15 protein-coding genes, 2 other RNA genes and 1 pseudogene are annotated in these 22,009 nt (G+C 66.6%); 13 read left to right on the forward strand and 5 right to left on the reverse strand.

Annotated features, from left to right (window positions below; translation table 11 throughout):
- Window positions 1-251 precede the first annotated feature (251 nt).
- Genes XCC_RS00710 through glgB form a run of 3 tightly spaced genes read left to right on the forward strand, consistent with a single transcriptional unit; the run spans window position 252 to window position 8,910 of the window.
- Entirely contained in the window at window positions 252-3,368 is a 3,117-nt protein-coding gene (locus tag XCC_RS00710; protein ID WP_011035391.1) for an alpha-1,4-glucan--maltose-1-phosphate maltosyltransferase, read from the forward strand.
- The gene (treS, locus tag XCC_RS00715; protein ID WP_011035392.1) at window positions 3,365-6,715 is read left to right on the forward strand and encodes a maltose alpha-D-glucosyltransferase; all 3,351 of its coding nucleotides are present in this window, start codon (window positions 3,365-3,367) and stop codon (window positions 6,713-6,715) included. Before XCC_RS00710 ends, treS begins: the two co-directional genes overlap by 4 nt.
- On the forward strand, window positions 6,712-8,910 hold the full coding sequence (gene glgB / locus XCC_RS00720) for a 1,4-alpha-glucan branching protein GlgB (RefSeq protein ID WP_162274429.1): 2,199 nt from the start codon (window positions 6,712-6,714) through the stop codon (window positions 8,908-8,910). Before treS ends, glgB begins: the two co-directional genes overlap by 4 nt.
- A 72-nt stretch (window positions 8,911-8,982) precedes the next feature.
- Here glgB and XCC_RS00725 read toward each other — a convergent pair.
- Both XCC_RS00725 and XCC_RS00730 read right to left on the reverse strand, forming a co-directional pair.
- Window positions 8,983-9,780 (reverse strand): annotated as a pseudogene (locus XCC_RS00725) (IS5 family transposase).
- Between the two features lie 49 nt (window positions 9,781-9,829).
- A non-coding RNA gene (locus XCC_RS00730) (sX9 sRNA) lies at window positions 9,830-9,903 on the reverse strand.
- On the opposite strand from XCC_RS00730, the gene XCC_RS00735 reads away from it, so the two are divergent.
- The 6 genes from XCC_RS00735 (at window position 9,888) to XCC_RS00760 (ending at window position 14,338) form a co-directional block, all read left to right on the forward strand.
- A non-coding RNA gene (locus XCC_RS00735) (sX9 sRNA) lies at window positions 9,888-9,962 on the forward strand. The two genes, XCC_RS00730 and XCC_RS00735, sit on opposite strands and share 16 nt — an antisense overlap.
- Before the next feature lie 325 nt (window positions 9,963-10,287).
- Window positions 10,288-10,629, forward strand: coding sequence for a hypothetical protein (locus tag XCC_RS00740; RefSeq protein WP_016945327.1), 342 nt, complete (start codon window positions 10,288-10,290; stop codon window positions 10,627-10,629).
- Window positions 10,619-10,891, forward strand: a complete 273-nt coding sequence (locus tag XCC_RS00745) for a hypothetical protein (RefSeq protein WP_011035396.1) — start codon at window positions 10,619-10,621, stop codon at window positions 10,889-10,891. Before XCC_RS00740 ends, XCC_RS00745 begins: the two co-directional genes overlap by 11 nt.
- Window positions 10,888-12,423 (forward strand): PepSY-associated TM helix domain-containing protein, encoded by a 1,536-nt coding sequence (locus tag XCC_RS00750; protein ID WP_011035397.1) that lies wholly within the window; start codon window positions 10,888-10,890, stop codon window positions 12,421-12,423. The genes XCC_RS00745 and XCC_RS00750 overlap by 4 nt, the downstream gene beginning before the upstream one ends.
- A 172-nt stretch (window positions 12,424-12,595) precedes the next feature.
- Window positions 12,596-13,060 carry a metallophosphoesterase family protein gene (locus XCC_RS00755; protein WP_019237107.1) on the forward strand — a complete coding sequence of 155 codons (465 nt, stop codon included), beginning with the start codon at window positions 12,596-12,598 and terminating at the stop codon, window positions 13,058-13,060.
- Window positions 13,061-13,189: 129 nt separating this feature from the next.
- Complete coding sequence (locus XCC_RS00760) at window positions 13,190-14,338, forward strand: aldo/keto reductase (RefSeq protein WP_012436968.1); 1,149 nt, start codon at window positions 13,190-13,192, stop codon at window positions 14,336-14,338.
- A gap of 204 nt (window positions 14,339-14,542) precedes the next feature.
- On the opposite strand, the gene XCC_RS00765 is transcribed toward XCC_RS00760, so the two are convergent.
- The 3 genes from XCC_RS00765 to XCC_RS00775 are packed head-to-tail and all read right to left on the reverse strand — an operon-like array spanning window position 14,543 to window position 18,127.
- Window positions 14,543-15,496, reverse strand: a complete 954-nt coding sequence (locus XCC_RS00765) for a rhamnogalacturonan acetylesterase (RefSeq protein WP_238378001.1) — start codon at window positions 15,494-15,496, stop codon at window positions 14,543-14,545.
- Window positions 15,497-15,518: 22 nt separating this feature from the next.
- Complete coding sequence (locus XCC_RS00770; protein ID WP_019237105.1) at window positions 15,519-17,141, reverse strand: carboxylesterase/lipase family protein; 1,623 nt, start codon at window positions 17,139-17,141, stop codon at window positions 15,519-15,521.
- Window positions 17,138-18,127 (reverse strand): alpha/beta hydrolase, encoded by a 990-nt coding sequence (locus XCC_RS00775; RefSeq protein WP_011035402.1) that lies wholly within the window; start codon window positions 18,125-18,127, stop codon window positions 17,138-17,140. The genes XCC_RS00770 and XCC_RS00775 overlap by 4 nt, the downstream gene beginning before the upstream one ends.
- A gap of 206 nt (window positions 18,128-18,333) precedes the next feature.
- On the opposite strand from XCC_RS00775, the gene XCC_RS00780 reads away from it, so the two are divergent.
- From XCC_RS00780 to XCC_RS00795, 4 genes are read left to right on the forward strand one after another with little or no spacing between them, the layout of a single operon-like run.
- Window positions 18,334-19,155: a 2-keto-4-pentenoate hydratase gene (locus XCC_RS00780; RefSeq protein WP_011035403.1), complete on the forward strand. Its 822-nt coding sequence runs from the start codon at window positions 18,334-18,336 to the stop codon at window positions 19,153-19,155.
- A gap of 36 nt (window positions 19,156-19,191) precedes the next feature.
- A complete protein-coding gene (locus XCC_RS00785) occupies window positions 19,192-20,190 on the forward strand; it encodes a TRAP transporter substrate-binding protein (protein WP_011035404.1) in 999 nt (332 codons plus the stop codon).
- 10 nt (window positions 20,191-20,200) lie between these two features.
- Complete coding sequence (locus XCC_RS00790) at window positions 20,201-20,722, forward strand: TRAP transporter small permease (RefSeq protein WP_043877687.1); 522 nt, start codon at window positions 20,201-20,203, stop codon at window positions 20,720-20,722.
- The gene (locus tag XCC_RS00795; RefSeq protein WP_005989684.1) at window positions 20,722-22,005 is read left to right on the forward strand and encodes a TRAP transporter large permease; all 1,284 of its coding nucleotides are present in this window, start codon (window positions 20,722-20,724) and stop codon (window positions 22,003-22,005) included. The genes XCC_RS00790 and XCC_RS00795 overlap by 1 nt, the downstream gene beginning before the upstream one ends.
- Window positions 22,006-22,009: the final 4 nt, after the last annotated feature.

Below are 22,009 nucleotides of genomic sequence, written 5' to 3' on the forward strand. Positions count from 1 at the left end.
GTTTGTTTTTCGTCAATACGACCGACACACGGTATTCGCAGGCGGAGTGTTTAGGTGTAGGGGTCAAGAATCGTTGCGGAGTTGCGCATGAGTGCAGTCACGGTAGGCATGATCGGCCAGGGGCCGGTTTCGGCGGGAGTGGGCCTGGTGCGTCCAGGGCGGGTCGTTGCAGGCGCCAAGCGCTGCGCAGGCCAGGTCGTTCCCTGCAACGCGGTGCGTTCGCGCACCGCTGCCTGCTGAAGGGGCGCGCCATGCGGATGTGTGTAGTGAATGAAGCGGCGGTTGCCGATCCATCCAGGCTGGAAGCGCGCTGCGTGGCGGCGCGTGAAGCCGGTTGTGACTATGTAGTGGTGGCGCCGCCGTTTGCGCATGACGCGCAAGGGCGCCTGGTGGAACCCAACGCCGGCGATGCCCAGGCGCAGCAACTGCAGACCTGCGTGGAGGCCGCGCAACGGGCGGGCGTCAAGCTGCTGCTGGATGTGCGCCTGGACGAGGTGGGCGGCTCCAGTGCGGTGGTGCGCGATAACCCGCAGTGGTTCCGCGCCCGCAGCACCGCAGTACCGGATCCGCGCCAGCCGCGTGCCACGCCCGAGGTGGCTGAGGCGCGCTTTGCCTATGCGCAGGAAGGTGCGGCGCTGGTGGAGTGGTGGAGTGCGCGCTTGCTGGAGTGGGTCAACCAGGGCGTGGGCGGCTTCTGTTTGCTACAGCCCCAGCAGATCCCCGCACAGCGCTGGCGTGAGCTGATCACCCGTGTGCATGCACAGGCGCCGGAGGTGATCTTCGCGGCGTGGACACCCGGGTTGGGTAGCGAAGCGCTGCAGCAGCTTGCCGGTGCCGGCTTCGATGCGGCGTTCTCCTCGTTGGCCTGGTGGGATGGCCGTGGCAGCTGGTTCTTCGATGAAGACGCCGCGCTGCGTGCGCTGGCCAAGCGGGTGGTGGCGATTGTCGAGGCTGCCGACGGCAGCAGCGCCGCACGCCGCGCGCAGCATTGGCAGCTGGCGAGCGCACTCGGTGGCGCCTGGGTGCTGGAAGACCATCAGCTGGAGTCGTTGCCGTTGCGCGTGCGCGCCACCGATGGCCCGCAGCCGGACAACGCCGGCCTGCGGCTGCGGCCGCTGTTGCGCGAAGGCACCGGCCTGACGGCGGTGGCGGTGGAGCCGCTTGGCGGGCTGCCCTCGCTCTTGCTGATCAACGGCGACCCCGATCATGTGGTGCCGGTGCCCGCACCGGATCTGTTGCGCCTGCTCGGCGACGCCGAGGCATTGGTGGCCGAAGACGGGCGTACGCTCTCCGGCTCCACGCTGGAGGCGCTGGAACCCGGCGAAGTGCGTGTGTACCGCAGCGTGCCGGCGCGGCACGTGCTGGCAGTCCCGCGCATGCGCCCGCGTGTGCAGACGGCGGCGGCGTGGCCACGGGTGTGCATCGAGTCGGTGACGCCATCGGTGGACAACGGGCGCTTCCCAGTGAAGCGCACCGTCGGCGACCGCATCTGCGTGGAGGCCGATGCCTTTTGCGACGGGCATGACCGCATTGCGGTAGCGGTGCTGTGGCGCCCGGCCGATGCCAAGACCTGGGCCAGTGCGCCGATGCGTGCGCTGGGCAACGACCGCTGGCGCGCGGAGTTCCCGCTCGAGCGCATCGGCACCTACGAATTCCGCGTGGAAGGGTGGCGCGACGTGTTCGCTACCTTGCATGCGGATCTGGAAAAGAAGCGCGCCGCCAGCACCGTGCTGCCGGTGGACGTGCAGGAAGCGGTGGCGGTGGTGCAGGCTGCGCATGCACGCAGCGAAGGCGCGCTGGCCACCCAGTTGCAGGACATCCTCACCCGCATCGGCGCACAGAGCGAGCCGTTGCAGCAATTGGCGATCGTGCTGGAGCCCGACACCGCGCAAGCGATGGCGCTGGCCGACGACAAGCCGTTCCGCTCCGAATACCCGGTGACGTTCCGGGTGGAATCCGAGCGCCGCGCGGCGCATTTCTCCAGCTGGTATGAATTGTTCCCGCGCTCGCAGAGTGGTGACGGGCAGCGCCACGGCACCTTCGACGATGTGATCGGGCGGCTGGCGCATATCCGCGCGATGAACTTCGACGTGCTGTACATGCCGCCAATCCACCCGATTGGCGCCAAGAACCGCAAGGGCCGCAACAATGCGGTCACCGCGCAGGATGGCGAACCCGGCAGCCCGTACGCCATTGGTGCCGCCGATGGCGGGCACACCGAAGTGCATGCCGAACTCGGCGGGCTGGAGGGCTTCCGCCGGCTGATCCAGGCCGCACGCGCGCATGGCCTGGAAGTGGCGTTGGATTTTGCAATCCAGTGCGCGCCCGACCACCCGTGGCTGCAGGAGCACAAGGACTGGTTCACCTGGCGCGCGGATGGCTCGATCCCGTACGCGGAGAACCCGCCGAAGAAATACCAGGACATCGTCAACGTTGATTTTTACGCCAGCGGTGCGGTGCCGGATTTGTGGAACACGCTGCGCGACGCGGTGCTGTTCTGGGTCAACGAAGGCGTCACCCTGTTCCGCGTGGACAACCCGCACACCAAGCCGTTCCCGTTCTGGGAATGGTTGATTGCCGATGTGCGCGGGCGCCGCCCGGACGTGGTGTTCCTGTCCGAAGCCTTTACCCGGCCGAAGATGATGTACCGCCTGGCCAAGTGCGGCTTCTCGCAGTCGTACACCTACTTCACCTGGCGCAACCACAAGCACGAGCTGCGCGAGTACATCGAAGAGCTCAACGACGGCGTGCCGCGCGAGTGTTTCCGCCCGCATTTCTTCGTCAATACGCCAGACATCAACCCGCTGTTCCTGCAGACCAGCGGGCGCAACGGGCACCTGATCCGCGCCGCGCTCGCCACCACGCTCTCCGGGTTGTGGGGCATGTACCAGGGCTTTGAACTGTGCGAAGCCACCCCGTTGGCGCCGGGCAAGGAAGAGTATCTGGACTCGGAGAAATACCAGCTGCGTGCCTGGCCCGAGCGGGCACCGGGCGACATCGTCGATGAGATCACCCGCTTCAACCAGCTGCGCCGCATGCACCCGGAATTGCAGTCGCATCTGGGCACGCGCTTCTACCAGGCGCACAACGATCAGGTGCTGTACTTCGGCAAATTTCTGGATGCCGGCTACCTGTCGCGCAGCCGCAGCATGGTGCTGGTGGCGATCAACCTGGACCCGCAGGCGGGCCAGGATGCCGAGGTTGAAATTCCGCTGTGGGAGTTGGGCCTGCCCGATCACGCCAGCGTGGCGGTGGAAGACCTGTGGGACGGCCATCGCTTCACGTGGCATGGCAAGACGCAACACATCCGGTTAGAGGCGACGCGGCCGTTCGCGTTATGGCGCATCCGCGCAGGAGAGGTCGCATGAATGCAGTTCCAGCCCTTCAGGCTGACGCAGAACAATCGGCAGTGGTTGCCGACCAGCTTTGGTACAAGGACGCGATCATCTACCAGGTGCACGTCAAGTCGTTCTTCGACTCCAATGACGATGGCATCGGCGATTTCCCCGGCCTGATTTCCAAGCTCGACTACATCGCCGAACTGGGCGTGGACACGATCTGGTTGCTGCCGTTCTACCCCAGCCCGCGCCGCGACGACGGCTACGACATCGCCGAATACATGGCGGTGCATCCGGACTACGGCACCATCGCCGACTTCGAGCAGCTGGTGGCGCAGGCGCATGCGCGCGGCATCCGCATCGTCACCGAGTTGGTGATCAACCACACCTCCGATCAGCATCCGTGGTTTCAGCGCGCCCGCAACGCGCCGGCTGGTTCGCCGGAGCGCGACTTCTACGTCTGGTCGGACACCGACCAGGAATACGAAGGCACGCGCATCATTTTCTGCGATACCGAAAAGTCCAACTGGACCTGGGACCCGGTGGCCGGCCAGTACTTCTGGCACCGGTTCTATTCGCACCAGCCCGATCTCAACTTCGACAACCCGGCGGTGCTGGAATCGGTGCTGGAAGTGATGCGCTTCTGGCTGGACCGCGGCGTGGACGGCCTGCGCCTGGATGCGGTGCCGTATTTGATCGAGCGCTCGGGCACCTCGAATGAAAACCTGCCGGAAACCCACGCCATCCTGCGCAAGATCCGCGCCACGCTGGATGCCGAATACCCGGACCGCATGCTGCTGGCCGAGGCCAACATGTGGCCGGAAGACACCCAGCAATACTTCGGCCAAAACGCCGACGAATGCCACATGGCGTTCCACTTCCCGCTGATGCCGCGCATGTACATGGCGATCGCGCGCGAAGACCGCTTCCCCATCACCGACATCATGCGGCAGACACCGGAGATCCCGGAGACCTGCCAGTGGGCGATCTTCCTGCGCAACCATGACGAGTTGACGCTGGAAATGGTCACCGATTCGGAGCGCGATTACCTGTGGCAGACCTATGCCTCGGACCGCCGCGCGCGCATCAACTTAGGCATCCGCCGCCGCCTGGCGCCGCTGCTGGAGCGCGACCGCCGCCGCATCGAATTGATGACCTCGTTGCTGCTGACCATGCCCGGCACGCCGGTGCTGTATTACGGCGATGAGATCGGCATGGGCGACAACATCCATCTGGGCGACCGTGATGGTGTGCGTACCCCGATGCAGTGGTCGATCGACCGCAACGGTGGCTTCTCGCGTGCCGACCCGGCTGCACTGGTGCTGCCGCCGGTCATGGACCCGCTGTACGGCTTCCAGGCGGTGAACGTGGAAGCGCAGATCCGCGACCAGCATTCGCTGCTGACCTGGACCCGCCGCGTGCTCAGCGTGCGCAAGCGCTACCAGGCGTTCGGCCGCGGCACGCTGCGCTTTTTGTACCCGGGCAACCGCCGCATGCTGGCCTACCTGCGCTGCTATCAGGACGAAACCGTGCTGTGCGTGGCCAACCTCTCGCACACCTTGCAGGCGGTGGAGTTGGACCTGTCCGAGTTCGAAGGCCGCGTGCCGGTGGACATCATCGGCGGTGGCAGCTTCCCGCCGATTGGCCGGCTGACCTATCTGCTGACCGTGCCGCCATTTGGTTTCTATGCGTTCCAGCTGGTCAGCGAAGGCACGCTGCCGGACTGGCATGTGCCCAGCCCGGTGCCGTTGCCGGATTACCGCACGCTGGTGCTGCGCAGCGACACCGAAGAGAGCGCCGCACTGCTGCCGCATCTGGCCACGCTGGAAGGCGAGATCCTGCCGGCGTGGTTATCGGCACGCCGCTGGTTCTCGGCCAAGGACCAGGCGCTCAAGAGCGTGCGCATTTCTCGGCGCACACCGTTGCCGGGCGATGAGCCGATGAGCCTGCTGGAGCTGGATGTGGAGCTGGAAGACGGCCACCACGAGTGCTACATGCTGCCGGTGGGCATCGTCTGGGAGCGCGAGCACCCGAGCACGCTGGCCGAGCAGCTGGCGCTGGCGCGCGTGCGCCAGGGCCGCGAGGTGGGGTATCTCACCGACGCGTTCGCGCTCAAGCCGATGGTGCGCGGCGTGATCGATGCACTGCGCCACGACGCGGCGCTGGATTTCCACGACGGCGACGATGCCTCGCAACAAGGCCAGGTGCGTTTCGAATCGACCCCGGCGCTGGCCGCGCTGGAGATTCCGGACGACCCGGAGATCCGCTGGTTGTCGGCCGAACAGAGCAACAGCTCGCTGGTCGTTGCGGACAAGGCGGTGTTCAAGCTGCTGCGCCACGTGGCCACCGGTGCCAATCCGGAAATCGAGATCGGCCGCCGCCTCACCGAGATGGGCTACGCCAATGCGGCGCCGCTGCTGGGCAGCGTGAGCCGGGTGGACGCGCAGGGCACCATCACCACCATCGCACTGTTGCAGGGCTTCATCCGCAACCAGGGCGATGCCTGGCGTTGGACGCTCGATCACCTGGCGCGCAGTTTCGACGAATACGCCACCGCGCAGACCGACGAAGCCCGCAACGAAGCGGTGGCCGGCTACGACGCGTTTGCCGCAGTGGTGGGCAAGCGCCTGGCCGAGTTGCACGAGGCACTCTCGCGCAGCACCGACGATGCCGACTTCGCACCACAGCGTATCGACCTGCCCACAGCCAACGATGTGGTGGGCGGCGTGGCACGCCAGGTGGAGGAAATGTGGGAAACAGTGCACGCCCGCCTGGGCGCCACCGACGATGCGGCCGAACGCGAGGCGCTGGAATCGGTGCTGGCCGAACGCCCGCAGCTGGATGCGCTGCTGGCCAAGGCGCCAAGCGTGCTGGCCGAATCGCTGTTGACCCGCGTGCATGGCGACTTCCACCTGGGCCAGATCCTGGTGGCGTTCGACGACGTGGTGCTGATCGACTTCGAAGGCGAGCCCGCCAAGCCGCTGGCCGAGCGCCGCGCCAAGGCCAGCCCGTTGCGCGATGTGGCCGGTTTCCTGCGCTCGCTCGATTACGCCAGCGAAGTGTCTGCGCGTGGCGAAGAGGGCACCGCCGCACGTGCCGGTGTGGGGGTGGATGCGCACCTGGATGACTTCCTGGTGGAATTCCGCCGCCGCTCCACGCAATCGTTCCTGGACGCTTACCATGCCGTGCTCGACGCCAGCGCGCATCCGTGGATCGCGCCGGCGGCGTTCAATGCGGCCACCTTGCTGTTCCTGGTGGAGAAGGCCTGCTACGAGGTGCGCTACGAAGCGGCGAACCGGCCGGGCTGGTTGATGGTGCCCATCCAGGGCTTGCGACGCATCCTGCAACGCGCGCGCGCTGGTGCGGGAGACACATGATGAGTGGAGTAATGACTGCAGTGACGAATCGATGGGACCCCGGCGTGACCCGCGCCCTGGCCGAAGCGCGGCACGGCGATGCATTCGCCGTGCTGGGCGCACATCCCAGCACCAACGGCCGCCTGCTGCGCACCTATCACCCCGGCGCCGAGCACGTCACCGCCGTGCTGGCGGATGGGCGCGAGGTACCGCTGGAAGCCGGCCCGGAACCGGGCCTGTTTGCCGGTGAATTGCCGGCGGAGGGGCGCTACCGCCTGCGGATCGGCTGGCCGGGCGGCACCCAGGACACCGCAGACCCGTACGCGTTCGGGCCGCTGCTCAGCGACTTCGACCTGCACCTGATCAGCGAAGGCCACCATCTGCAGCTGGCCGATGCGCTGGGCGCCAATGCGGTGGAAGTGGACGGCGTGCGCGGTACGCGCTTTGCGGTGTGGGCACCGAACGCCTCGCGCGTGGCGGTGGTAGGCGACTTCAATAGCTGGGACGCGCGCCGGCACCCGATGCGGCTGCGCCACCAGGCCGGCGTGTGGGAGCTGTTCGTGCCCGACGTGGGCCCCGGCGCGCACTACAAATATCAGCTGCGTGGTCCGCATGGGCATGAACTGCCGGCCAAGGCCGACCCGGTGGCACGCCGCGCCGAACTGGCGCCGGGCACTGCCTCGATCGTGGCCGACCCCACGCCGCACCAGTGGAGCGACGACGGCTGGATGGCCACGCGTGCGCGCCGCCAGGCGCACGACGCACCGATGAGCATCTACGAGATCCATGCCGGCTCCTGGCTGCGCGAGGAAGGCCTGGATCTGGATTGGGATGGCCTGGCCGATCGCCTGATTCCGTACGTGGCCGACATGGGCTTCACCCATGTGGAGCTGATGCCGGTGACCGAGCATCCGTTCGGTGGCTCGTGGGGCTACCAGCCGTTGGGCCTGTTCGCGCCCACCGCGCGCTTCGGCAGCCCGGATGGCTTTGCGCGCTTTGTCGACCGCTGCCACCGCGAAGGCATCGGCGTGATCGTGGACTGGGTGCCGGCACACTTTCCCACCGACGCGCACGGCCTGGCCCACTTCGACGGCACCGCGCTGTATGAACACGCCGACCCGCGCGAGGGCTTCCACCGCGACTGGAATACGCTGATCTACAACCATGGCCGCCGCGAGGTGTCTGGCTTTCTGATCGCCAGCGCGCTGGAGTTCCTGCAGCGCTATCACGTCGATGGCCTGCGCGTGGATGCGGTGGCCTCGATGCTCTACCGCGACTACAGCCGCAATGCCGGTGAGTGGGTGCCCAACATCCATGGCGGCCGCGAAAACTACGAAACCATCGCCTTCCTGCGCCGGCTCAACGAGGTGGTGCGCGAGCACGCGCCGGGTGCGGTGACCATTGCCGAAGAATCCACCGCCTGGCCGGGCGTGACCGCGGATGTGTCGCATGGCGGCCTGGGCTTCCACTACAAGTGGAACATGGGCTGGATGCACGACACGTTGCATTACATCGGGCTGGACCCGATCTATCGCCGCTACCACCATGGCGAGCTGACTTTCAGCATGGTGTACGCGTACTCGGAGCGCTTCGTGCTGCCGATCTCGCACGACGAAGTGGTGCACGGCAAGGGCTCGTTGCTGGGCCGCATGCCCGGTGACGATTGGCAGCGTTTCGCCAACCTGCGCGCCTATCTCGGTTTCATGTTCACCCACCCGGGGCGCAAGTTGCTGTTCATGGGCTGCGAGTTCGGCCAGCCCACCGAGTGGAACCACGACGCCGGCTTGCCGTGGCATCTGCTCGACGACGCACGCCACCGCGGCGTGCAGACGCTGGTGCGCGACCTCAACCACCTGTACGCGCAATACCCCGCCTTGCACGCGCACGACGACGACCCATCGGGCTTCGCGTGGCTGGTAGGCGATGACGCGGCCAACAGCGTGGTGGCGTTCCTGCGCAAGGGCAAACGCGGCGATGCACCGGTGCTGGTGGTGATCAACTACACCCCGGTGGTGCAGCAGGGGTATCGCCTCGGGGTGCCGCAGGGCGGCCTGTGGCGCGAAGTGTTCAACAGCGATGCCGGCATCTACGGCGGTGCCAACCTGGGTAACGGCGGTGCGGTGACTGCCGAGCCGCAGTCCATGCATGGCCACGCGCAGTCGCTACCGTTGCTGCTGCCGCCGCTGGGCGTCATCGTGCTGGCCCCGCAGGGCTGATCGACCGTCACCGCGCCCGGCCTGCTGGCCCGGCGCGGTGGCAGCTGCTAGATTGCGCGCCTTAGAACCTGTTCACGATCTTCTGAGTAATAGTGCCAAGAAGGCCAAATGGATGAACTGCAGGCTGGTGTTTAGTTTGCGCTCGCAGTTCTTCCATAGCCTTCGGTTCTTCTCCAGCCAAGCAAAACTACGCTCGACGATCCATCGCTTGGGCATGACCTTGAAGGTATGCAGTTCGCTGCGCTTGGCAATCTGCACCGTGAGCTGTTCGCCTAAAATCTCTCGCACGCCGTCGGCAAACCGTACTCCGGCGTAACCGCTGTCGCACAGTAAGCTTTGTACATGCGTCAAGTTTGACTGGCAGCGCTCCAACGCTTGCAGCGCACCTTTGCGGTCGGTCACCTCCGCCGTCGTCACCGCGATTGCATGGGGCAATCCCTGAGTATCAACAGCGATATGCCGCTTGATGCCCGACACCTTCTTGCCCGCGTCATATCCCTTTTGCCCTGCTGTGTCGGTGTTCTTTACGCTCTGCGCGTCCACGATCAAGAACCTGGTGCAAGCGTTGCGCTCCTGTCTGGCGCGGACCACGCCAACCTGATTTTTTAAGTGCCTGCTCCAGCAGGCTCACTCCCTCATCGTCGCACTCGCTCACTTGGCAAAGTACGAGGGCACGGTCCGCCACTTCGGAAAGTCGCTGGTGAGCGCTCGCCATTGGCAACCGGTTCGCAGCACGTACAACACTGCGCACCACACCTCATACACATCCACACGGCGTGGCTTGGTGCGCTTACGCGCTTGTTCCAGGATCGGCAGCACGTGTTCGAACTGCTCCCGGCTCATGTCACTCGGATAGATCTTTTGGCGCATCCGCATAGTCTGCACTGATCAGGAAAGATCGTGAACAGGTTCTTAGAGCGGCTGATAACACGTAGCGAGCAGCCGCCAGGCGGGCGCGGCCGGTGCTCGGAATCGGCATGTACCGACGTACACTGCGGTTCCTCCGCGCCGTCCGCACCCAGCTGACGACTGCTCGCTACGTTTTGTCAGCCGCTCTTAGCGGGTGACACCGGCCACGCCTCCGTTGGAGGCAGTCGTGCTGGTCATCGTTGAACAGGCAGCCCGGGGAGAGCTGCCGGGCACAGCCGCCGCCATGCCTCTTGTCGACCGTCTTCGCGGGAGAGCTGTGCGTGCGCGTTTTACAAAGGGTGGGTCGAACTTGGTGTGTGCGGCCGCGTGGAGCCGATTGGCCAGCGCGTGCGCGTCTGTGTGGGTGCCGCGGCGAACTGCTGCGGGTATTGCCGATCCAGCGCGCCGGCATGCAACGGCGCAAGCGCCGTGTCGAGACTTCAGCTGCATGGCATGGCGCTACGGCGTATGTGCGTAGTCGCGTCTGCGGTGGACTGCAAGGCCGCGCAGATGCATAGCCTGATGACGTGCCTTTACCTGTTGTGCGCGGGCGCTGCGGCGTGCGGTTTTTATCTCGCCACCGCGCATCAGTGCCTGTGGCTGCGCGGCCGCCCGCGCGCCCGCGTGCTGCGTGCAGGCGCCAGTGTGCTGCTGGTGCTGGCGGTTGCCTGCGCCATCGCCGCATCAGGTACCTGGGCCGGCGTCTTCTCGGCACTGACGGCAGCGATGCTGGCCGCAGTGGCCCTGCCATTTCTGGACGCCTGGCAACAGGCACGCATGCAACGCCGGCAGGTGCGCCATGTGGAGTAGATGGGCGGCGGCGGTGCTGCTCGGGTTGCCGCTGGCAGTGGGCGTGGTCGGTCTGTGCGCGGTGGTGCTGCCCGGCCCGCAGCGTAGCTATACGCTGGCTTGGCTGTTGCTGATGTTCCCGGTGTGGATTGGCGCCATGGCCTTGCCGTTCGTGTTTCGCAGCGCTGCGCGCGCCTGGCTGTGGTTGGGCGGGGTGACCGTGCTGTGCTATCTCGCGCTGGCAGCGATCAAGGCGCTGGGCTGGGTGGAGGTGATTGCATGAAGGTTGCAACCTTGCGCGCGTTTCTGTCCGTGCACAGCTGGATGGGCCTGCTGGCGGGCATGGCCTTGTTCATCGCGTTCTATGCTGGCGCCATCACCGTGTTCACGCACGCATTGAGCAGCTGGCAGACCACGCCGTCTGCCACGCAGGCTGCACCGGCGGACCCGGTGGCCGCCGCGCAAACCTTGCTGGATACCGTGATTGCCGCGCACCCGCAGGTGGCCGAGTCGTTCCTGGTGCTGCTGCCCGGCGAGCATGGGCCGCTGGCACGGGTGTATTGGTACGGCCCGCAGGCCGATGCCAGCGGTGGCATGCGCCAATACCAGCTCAGCAGCAGCGGTGCGCTGCTGGAACTGCCGCAGCGCGTGGGCTTTGCCGATTTTCTCTACGACCTGCATTTCACTGCCGGCTTGCCACGCATCTTCGGCACGTATCTGTTCGGCGTGGTGAGCGTGCTGTACGGGCTGGCCCTGGTCAGTGGTGTGTTGCTGTACGCGCCGGTGTTCTTCAAGGACCTGTTCGCGCTGCGCATCGGTGCCAACCTCAAGCGCCTCTGGCAGGACGCGCACAATGTGGTGGGCATGCTGTCGCTGCCGTTCCATGTGATCTTCGCCTGGTCCGGTGCGGTGTTGTGCCTGGGTGTGCTGCTGCTGGCGCCGTTCCAGTTTCTGGTCTTCGACGGCAAGTTGTTGCAGATCCTGGAGCCGGACTTCGAACTCACCCCGCATGTGGCACCGGCCAACCGCGCAGCGCCGGTGTTACCGATGGCGACCTTGCTGGAAAAGGCGCGCGCCGCCAGCCCCGGCTTCGTGCCGGAAAGCGTGAGTTACCACGACGCAGGCGATGCCAACGCGCGCGTGGAAGTCTATGGCCATCACGATCAGCGCCAGCTCAACACGTTGGGCGGTGTGGCATTGGAAGGCGCCACCGGCAAGGTGCTGCGCGTGCTCTCGCCGCGCACGATGCGCGCCGGTACCGCGGCCTTGCGTGGCCTGCAGGGGCTGCACTTCGGCAACTTCGGGCATGCGCCGCTGCAGTGGCTGTATTTCCTGCTCGGCCTGGGCGGCGCCTTCCTGTTCTACAGCGGCAACCTGCTGTGGATCGAGACACGCCGCAAGCGCCGTCAGCTTGCGCAGCCGCGTCGCACCCATGCGATGGCACGGCTCACCGTCGGTGTCTGTCTGGGCAGCGTGGCCGGGATCTCGGCGTTGTTCAGTGCCGCACGGGTGCTGCCGCCGGGTCAGGAGCGCGTGGTCTATTACGCGGTGTTCGCCGCTTGCGTGCTGTGGGCGGCGCTGCGCCCCACCGCACGCGGCGCGTATGAAGTGCTGCTTGCCTGCGCGGCGTTGACCGCGGCAATTCCGCTGGCCAGCTGTTTTTCCGCAGCGGGACCGGTGCTGCCCTGGCACGACACCCTGGTGTTGACCGTCGACGTGGTCGCCCTGGTCATGGCGTGGAGTTACTGGCAACTGGCGCGCGCCAGCAAGCGGCGTGGCGCGCAGGGCGACCCGAACAGTGTGTGGGCATGGTGATGGCCGTGGCGTCGTGCAGCGTGCGGCCTTTGCGACTTCGCCAACGGCTGTAGTGCCGTTGGATGGGGGCGCAGCAGTCAACGGCAACAGTCATCGCGTTGCACACTGACACCTGCTGGACGTCACAGGGCGCATGCTGTGCGGCATTGTTTGCAACGCTTGCCTTAAGACGATGCCCGCTGCCCAACGCATTGGTTTGATCTCCGACACGCACGGTCTGTTGCGGCCCGAAGCGGTGGCCGCACTGCAGGGATGCAGTGCGATCCTGCATGCCGGCGATGTGGGCGCGCCGGAGATTCTGCAGGCACTGGCCGCGCTGGCGCCGCTGCACGCGATCGCCGGCAATATCGATATCGCGCCCTGGGCAGCCGCGCTGCCGCCCACGCGTGATCTGGTGATCGCCGGCGTGCGCATCCACATGCTGCACGATCTGAAAACGCTGGCGCCTGATGTGCAGGCTGATGTCATTGTCAGCGGGCATTCGCACAAGCCGCTGGTGCACACGCGCGCTGGCGTGCTGTACGTCAATCCCGGCAGTGCCGGGCGCCGCCGCTTCAGCCTGCCGATCAGCGTGGGCACGTTGTGGCTGGGCGATGGCGCACCGCGTGCGGAGCTATGCGTGCTGGACGTGCGCTGACGCAGTTGCCGCGTGTGTGACGTGCACCACGCGCGCGGCCGCACACGCGCAGCAATCACGGCAACGATGACCTGGCCTGCACACCGGCGCGCCCATCCTCGTGCGCTGATTCGTTGCGAGGACCTCAGCATGAATACACGTCGCCAATTCCTGTCTGCTGCCGCGGCCGGCACCACGGCGCTGGCCGCATCGCCATTGCTGGCACAGTCGTCCGCACCCGGAAGCGTGATGCCCACGCGCGGCCGCACGGCGGCCTCTGCCGTGCAAACTAGCGCGCCGGCCAAGGGCGCACGTTATCGGCCGACCACGCGGTTGGGCTTTGGCGGTGTTGCAATCGGCAATGGGTTTGCGCCAGCCACCGATGCGCAAAGCGAGCAGACGCTGGCGGCGGTGTGGGCCTCGGGCGTGCGCTATTTCGATACCTCGCCGTGGTACGGGCTGGGCCTGTCCGAACGCCGCACCGGCCATCATCTGCATAACCATGCCGCCGATAGCTACGTGCTCTCGACCAAGGTGGGGCGCTTGCTGACCGCGACCGACAAGCCGCCGAAGACCATGTGGCAGCAACCGTCCCCGTTCGATTACCGCTACGACTACAGCGCCGCCGGCGTGCGCCGCTCGATCGAAGACAGCCTGCAACGGCTGGGCGTGTCGCAGATCGACATCGTGTACATCCACGACCTCTCGCCGGAGAACGAAAAAGACCTCGGCATGCCCTGGGAACAGCGCTTTGCCGAGGCCGCCAAGGGCGCGATGCCGGAGCTGACCAAGATGCGCAAGGAGGGCCTGATCAAGGCCTGGGGCTTTGGCGTCAATCGCCCGGAACCGGCCTTGCGTGCGATTGAAGAAGCCGACCCGGATATCTTCTTGCTGGCCTGCCAGTACTCGTTGCTCGACCACGCGCAGGCCTTGCATGACACCTTCCCGAAGATCGCCAGACACGGCGCCTCGGTGGTGGTGGGCGCGCCGCTGCTGGCCGGTTATCTGGCCGGGCGCGACCGTTATCTGTACGAGGGCACGGTGCCGGAGTGGGCGCCGGGCAAACGCCAGAAGGCCCTGGCAATCTGCGACAAACACGGCGTGGATCTGCGTACGGTGTCGCTGCAATTTGCTGCCGCACCGGAGGTGGTGTCGGCGGTGATTCCCGGCGCACGCACGGCCGAACAGGCGCAGGCCAATGCGGCCTCGATGCGGGTGGCGATTCCTGCCGCGCTCTGGGACGACCTCAAGCGCGCGCAGGTGATCGAAGCGGATGCGCCGGTGCCGGCGGCTGGATGATCTGACTGCCCGCTGCTGCTGCGAGGTGGTTTGGAGAAGGTTAGCGGCGCGCTGTGAGATGTAGCGCGCTGTCTCCATTGCAGTGCTGACTAGGTCGTCGCAGCACTGCAAGAAGCAATCGAACAGCAGGCGGCGTGCCCGCAGTCATGGCAGCGCGTGCCTGTGCAGTGAGCTGTTGCACGACAGCAGCACCAACGCAGAACATCACGGAATCAACAACGGCCGCAATGCAGGCACGTGCTGCGCCAACTCATCGGCGACGATCGCCGCAAACAGGTCTGCACCATCGGCGCCGAGATGCGTGTAGTCGAACGCGAGCTTGGCCTGGCCCATCGGTTCTGCGCTGGCGTTGTCCTGCGCCGTGGCAACGGCGGTGGTGGTCTTCGCCACTGACGCAGGCGCCGAAGAGGGCGCCACCGTCTGCGCCGGTGTCTTGCCGATGGTGGTGCCCGATTGCGCGGCAACCAGTTGCGCCGGCTCGGCCGGCTGCTGCGCCAGCCGCATTGCCAGCACCGGGCCCATGCCTTGCACCAGCGCCCGGCTGCGCGCGTGCAGGTCGATGAGTGGCACCTGCAGCTCGCGTGCCACCGCACGCGTGGCCGCTGCCCACGGCGCCAGGTCGTCGATCAACTGGCCGCGTTCGAACTGCCGCCGCGTCAGCGGCGTCACCAGCACCGGCAGCGCCCCGGCCGCACGCGCGTCGTTGACGTAGCGACGCAGGTTGGCCGGGAATTCAGTGGCCAGATCGGTGGAGCGCCCCGGTTTGCCGGGTTGATCGTTATGGCCGAACTGGATCAGCACCACCACCTGTCGATAGCCGCCGCTGCGCAGTTCCTTCAGCGCGATCTCCCACGAACCTTCGGCGCGGTAGTTGGACGTACTGCGGCCACCGCGTGCCAGGTTGAGGCAGCTCAGAAACGAGGTGACATGCTGGGCGCAGAAACTCGGTCCCCAGCCGCCTTGCACGGCGGTGGTCGAATCGCCGACCAACACGATCTTGCTGGCGGCCAACGGTGTGGTGGATGTCGCGGACACGGGCATGGTGGACGCAGACGCCGCTGGCGCTGCTGCAGCGGCCGTTGCAGCAGCGGCCGCCTGCGCCGACAACGCCGTGCACATGGCCAATAGTGTCAACGCCGCGAAAGAAAACATACGCATGGATCACCGTAGAGCAGGGCGGTCAGAACGTGCCGCGTTGAATGAAGGGGGCTTGTTGATACAGCTGCCGCTCGCCGCCGCGCGGGTCGTTCGCCAGCTGGCTGGGCACATCGAACAGCAGCGTCTCGCGGCGTTCCAGCGAGTACTGTTTCCAGCGCGGCAGGCTGCGATGATTGGGGTCGCCGTGACGCGCGAACGCGAGCAGGGCCGTGCTCATCTGGTCGGCCATCTGCTGCGCGGCAGGGCTATCGCCGGTACGCGATCCTGGCTGGGTAATGGTGTCGAAGACCAGCGGAATATCCAGCGTGTGGAAGGCGCCGAACTTGCCGCCGTCCAGTGGCGAGCCCCAGTCGAGTTGATACGCCCAGGTCGGTGCGCCCTGGCGTGCGCGTGCCTCGGCTTCTTCGATGGCGCCGCGCCAGGAGCGCCCCGCCGTGGTGGCCGCGAAAAACACCTGCGACGGCGTGTAATGCGGATACAGCCGGCGGTAGTGCGCAATCACCACCTGCGGCAGCAGGTCCACGTATTGCTGGGCTTCCAGCTTGGCCGGCAACGTGTCCCAGGTCAGCGCGAAGTTGCCTGCATCGTTTCCAAGAAATGCACGCGTTTCATCGCGTGTATTGCCAATCACCATCGGGATGCGCGCCGACTGCACCGGTGCGGTGGGCCAGAACGGATGCACCGGCAACGCGCGTGCGTCCAGCACCGGACCCAGATACAGCGCGCTGTTTTCCACCCGCGAGGGGTCGCGCACCTGCGCGGCGGCCAGCAGCTGTGCCGCCGGCAGGGTGCGAATGCGCGCCAGCGTGTCGGGTGACAGTTTCAGCGCATCCAGCAACAGCTGCGCGCGCTGGGTGGCCGCACGCGGGCCGGCGGCGGTGACCTGCTGGCCGCTCATGGTCCAGGCGCGGTGGAACAGCCCGCGCGCGGCCGGCATCGCCATCAGCGTGGCGATCTTGGCACCGCCGCCGGACTGGCCGAACACGGTGACATTGCCCGCATCGCCGCCAAATTCCGCTGCATGCGCGCGCACCCACTGCAAGGCCTGGATGAGGTCGAGCTGGCCGGCATTGCCGGAGTCGGCAAACGTCGCATCGCCGAGCTGCGCCAGGTACAGGTACCCAAACACATTGAGGCGGTGATTGACGGTGATCACCACCACATCGCCGCGCGTGCACAGACGGGTGCCGTCGTACAGCGGGTCGCTGCCGGAGCCGGTGGTATAGCCGCCGCCGTGGATGTAGACCAGGATCGGCCGCTTGCCACCATCGCGCAGCGCCGGCGTCCACACGTTGAGGAACAGGCAGTCTTCGCTGGTGGGTTCGCTGGCCTTTGGCTGCGGCGCGGCCGCACTGTACGCACTGGCATCGCGGATGCCGTCCCATGGCGTTTCCAGCACCGGCGCCTGAAAGCGCCGTGGCCCGGTGTCGCCCCCATAGGGAATTCCCTTGAACACGCAGATGCCCTGGCTACGGACACCGCGCACCTGGCCGCTGCGCACGCGTGCCACCGGTGTGCTGGTGTCGCGCGGCGGTGCCGGTGCGGCGGCGGCGCTCAGGCTGGGCACTGCGGCGGCAGCGCCGGCCAGCAGGCCGCCACACACCAGCAGGCGGCGGCGCGGATCAACGCGGTTGGCGCGCGTCACCGCGGCGCATCCTGCGGCGCGGCGGGTGCGCTGACCTGCTGGATCCAGGCCTGGGCCAGTTGCGGCCATGCAGCCAGGGTCAGCCCGGTGGTGCCGCGGGTGCCGAAGCCATGGCCGCCCTGCGGGAACACATGCAGCTCGCTCGGCACGCCGGCGCGCAGCAGCGCATCGTGCAGGAGCAGGCTGTTGCGTACCGAAACAACGGTGTCGTCCTGGGCATGCAGCAGGAAGGTGGGCGGCGTGCGTGCATCCACGTGCCATTGCGGCGAATACGCGCGCACCTTGGCCTCGCTGGGGGCATTGCCGAGCAGGCGCTCGCGCGAGCCCATGTGCGCGTTGGCGGCGTCCATGTCGATCACCGGGTAGATCAAGAGCTGGAAATCTGGGCGTGCGCTCAGCGTGTCGGCGCGGTCCACCGCCGGATACACCTGCGCGGCATAGCGGGTGCCCAGGCTGGCGGCCACATGCCCGCCGGCGGAGAAGCCCATCACGCCCACACGCTGCGCATCGATGCCATAGCGCGTGGCATTGGCGCGGATCAGCCGGAGCGCGCGCTGCGCGTCGGCCAGCGGTACGTCGGCGCCGTTGGGGTGGCCATCGCCGGGCAGGCGGTAACGCAGCACGAACAGGGTGATGCCTGCCTGGTCAACAAACCCCGGCACCAGCGAGGTGCCTTCGTTGTCCAGCACGATGCGCTGATAGCCGCCGCCGGGCGTGACCAGCAGCGCGGTGCCGTTGGGCCGGGCAGGGCGGTACACCACCATGTACGGCGCGCTGATCGACTGGATATAGCGGTCCGGCACGGCCGCATCGCTGCTGCGCTCCACGATGCGCTGCGGTTGCGGCAGCGCGGTGTCCCCCGGTGCCATTCCGGCCGGCCACAACGGAATACGGCTGGCCTGCTCGGCGGCGGTGTCCGCACTGGGGCGCTCGTCGGGGGCCGCGGCGGCGGCGCCAGCGCTGAGCAAGGCCAGGCTGAGAAGCATGCCCCGGCAGCCTTGTACGACAACGGAAACGGCACGCCGGGCGTGCCTGCGATCGGTGTATTGCATCGACCCCTCCCAGGGTTTGCTTCGCTGCGGCGCACATGTTTGCCGCACTGCACATTGCCAATGACACCGGTTTACCATATACAGCACACCGTGCCGCTGTCGATTGGCAGTGCAACAAAACATCCATCAGGGAGACACCCTTGAGCAACGACGCCGCCACCCCGCCTTCGTCCACGTCCACGCTGTCCAAGATTGCCCAGCGCTTCGTGGAGGCCCGCCGCGCAGGCGCGTCGCTGCCCGACTTTCCAGGGGAAATCCCCGACGATCTGGTGACTGCCTACCAGGTGCAGGACATCGCCATCAGCCAGTGGGACGACCAGGTGGTCGGCTGGAAGGTGGGCTACATCGCCGCCGAGCGCCGCGACCACTCCGGCGACGAGCGCCTGCTGGGGCCGATCTTCGCCAACAAGCTGTGGAATGCCACCGGTGGTACAACCGAGTTCCCGATCTACGAAGGCGGCTTTGGCGCGGTGGAAGCGGAGTACGTGCTGATGCTCGACGCCGATGCCCCGGCAGAGCAGACCCACTTCACCCCGGAGCAGGCCGCCCAGGTGCCGGCCACATTGTTCATTGGCGTGGAGATCGCCAGCAGCCCGCTGGCCACCATCAACAAGCTGGGCCCGCGCGTGGTGGTCTCGGATTTCGGCAATAACAACGGGCTGATCCTGGGGCCGGAAATCACCGACTGGCTGGGCCGCGACGAGGCCTCACTGACCGCGCAGACCCTGATCGACGACCAGGTGGTAGGCACGGGCGGCGCCACCACGCTGCCCGGCGGGTTGCGTGCGGCCTACGCTTTTGCGCTCAGCCGTTCGGCTCAGCGCGGGCGCCCGCTCAAGCGCGGTGATCTCATCGCCACGGGCAATGCCACCGGTATCCATGATATCGAAGTGGGACAGCGCGCCCTGATTCGCTTTGCCGGCTTCGGCGACATTTCCTGTACGGCTGTGTCCGCCAAATAACGCGGATGCAGTGACCAGACGCTTGGGAGGGCGCCAATGATCACTCGCAGACATTTCCTCGGTGCCGGGCTCGGCGCCGCCGCCGCCAGTCCCTGGCTGGGCGCCGGTGCCACCACACCGATTCCCGGCGGGCAGCTGCTCACCGCCACCGACGTGCACGTGGGCGACTACCCCACCGTGGAAGCGGTGCGCTGGTTCGGCAAGCAGCTCGAAGCACGCACCAATGGCCGGCTGAAGCTGCGCCAGTACCACTCCGGCCAGCTGGGCCGCGAGTCCGAGGCGATCGACATGGCGCGCTTCGGTGCCATCGACATCACCCGCGTCTACTCCGGTGCGTTGAACAACACCTTTCCGCTGACCCAGGCACTGTGCTTGCCATACGTGTTCGACTCGGTGCCCCATCTGCGCCGCGCCATCGACGGCCATGTCGGCGACAGCGTGTTGCGCAGCTTCGAACAGCGCGATCTGGTCGGCCTGGCCATCTACGATTCCGGCGCGCGCTGCTTCTACAACACCAAGCATCCGCTGCACCGCCCGGAAGATCTCAAGGGCCTGAAACTGCGCGTGGCCTCTTCGGACATCTTCCTCAAGCTGATGCGCATGCTGGGCGCCAACCCCACGCCGATGTCGCTGGGCGAGACGTTCTCGGCGATGGAAACGCACATGATCGACGGTGCGGAAAACAACATGCGCAGCTTCCAGTCCAGCCGCCATTTCGAAGCGGCGCGCTACTGGTCGCAGAGCGAGCATTCCTACGCGCCGGACATCCTGGTGATGTCGCGCAAGAGCTTCGAATCGCTGAGTCCGGCCGATCGTGGCCTGGTGGTGGAACTGGCGCGTGCGTCGGTGCCGGTGATGCGCACGCTGTGGGATGCCTCCGAGGCCACCGCGCGGCAGCAGGTGATCGATTACGGCGTCAAGCTCAATCAGGTCGACATGCCGGCGTTCCGCGCCGCCGCCGCGCCGCTGCTGGCCGAGTACCGGCGCCAGCCGGAGATCGAAGCGCTGTACCGCCGCATCCGCGATTTTGCATAGAGGTGACCCGATGACCGAACCCGCATCCGTCAACGTGCCGGTCGCGCCATTGCAGCGCGCGCTGGACCGCGTTTCCAACGTCGCCATCAGCGTGGCAGCCATTGCGCTGCTTGGCCTGGTGGTCGTGCAGGGCTGGCAGGTGTTCACCCGCTACGTGCTCAACGACTCGCCCAGCTGGACCGAGCCGGTGACCCTGCTGTTGCTCAGCACCGCGCTGAGCCTGGCCGCCGCCGCCGGCGTGCATACCAACCGCCATTTCGGCTTCTATCTGCTCGGCGAACACATGCCGCCGCTGGTGCGCCGCGTGTTCGACGTGATTCGCCCGGTGATGATCATTGCCATCGGCGCGGTGCTGGCCTGGTGGAGTGCGGTCCTGTTGCTGGACGGGCTGGACATCAAGATGGCCGGCGCGCAGATGCCGCAGAGCATCAACTATCTGCCGCTGTCCATTGGCGGCGCGCTGATGGTGGTGTTTGCCTTGTACAAGTTGTGGCGTGTGCTGCGCCCGATCCACACCGGAGGAGTGCGCTGATGGGCATCGCCATGTTGTTGGGAACCTTTGTGGTGCTGCTGCTGATCGGCGTGCCGGTGGCCTACGCCCTGGGCGCGGCCGCACTGGCCACGTTGCTGTATCTGGACCTGCCCACGGTGGTGCTGGTGCAGCAGATTTCCGCCGGTAGCGGCTCGGCGTCGTTGATCGCGATTCCGTTGTTTATCTTTGCCGGCGAGCTGATGCTGCGTGGTGGCATTTCCGAACGCCTGATCGCGCTGGCGTCATCGCTGGTGGGGCGTGTGCGCGGTGGCCTGGGCCAGGTCAGCGTGCTGTCGTCGCTGTTCTTCGGCGGCGTGTCCGGCTCAGCGATTGCCGATGTCTCGGCGGTTGGCGGCACGATGATTCCGCAGATGATCAAGCGCGGCTACGACCGCGATTACGCGGTGAACGTGAGCATGACCGCCGCGCTGGTGGCGTTGCTGGTGCCGCCTTCGCACAACCTGATCCTGTTCTCGGCCGCGGCCGGCGGTGGCTTGTCGATCGCCGATCTGTTCGCGGCCGGCATCGTGCCTGCGTTGCTGATGACCGCCGCCATGATGGTCACCGGCTATGCGGTGGCGCGCCATCGCGGCTACGGCACCGAGCCGTTCCCGGGCTGGCGTGCGGTGGCCTTGCGCCTGTTCGGCGCACTGCCGGGCCTGGGCCTGGTGGCGCTGATCTTCATCGGTATCCGCGCCGGCATCTTTACCGCGGTGGAGAGTGCGGCCATCGCGGTGGTGTATGCGTTGATCGTCACCGCATTGCTGTATCGGCAGCTGCGCTGGGCCGAGTTCTTCGCTGCGGTGACGCATGCCGCGCGCACCACCGGCGTGATCCTGTTCGTGATCGCCACTGCGGCAGTATTCGGCTGGTTGCTTGCGTACCTGCAAGTGCCGGCGGCGGCGGTGAAGTTCCTGCAGGCCATTGCCGACAGCAAGAACACCGTGTTGCTGATGATCGTGGTGATGCTGCTGCTGCTGGGCATGTTCATGGACCTGGCACCGAAGATCCTGATCTGCACGCCGATCTTCCTGCCGGTGGTCAAGGCCTACGGCATCGACCCGATCCACTTCGGCTTGGTGATGGTGCTGGCCGGCGGTATCGGCTTGATCACGCCGCCGATCGGCTCGGTGTTGTTCATTGGTACCTCGATCGGCGAAATCACCGTGGCCCAAAGCATGCGCACCATCTGGCCGTTCTGGCTGGCGGCGTTGTGCGTGTTGCTGATCGTGGCGTTCTTCCCGGAGCTGTCGCTCTGGTTGCCCAGGGCACTGCGCGCGTAAGCGC

The organism is Xanthomonas campestris pv. campestris str. ATCC 33913 (assembly GCF_000007145.1).
GTDB classification, from domain to species: domain Bacteria; phylum Pseudomonadota; class Gammaproteobacteria; order Xanthomonadales; family Xanthomonadaceae; genus Xanthomonas; species Xanthomonas campestris.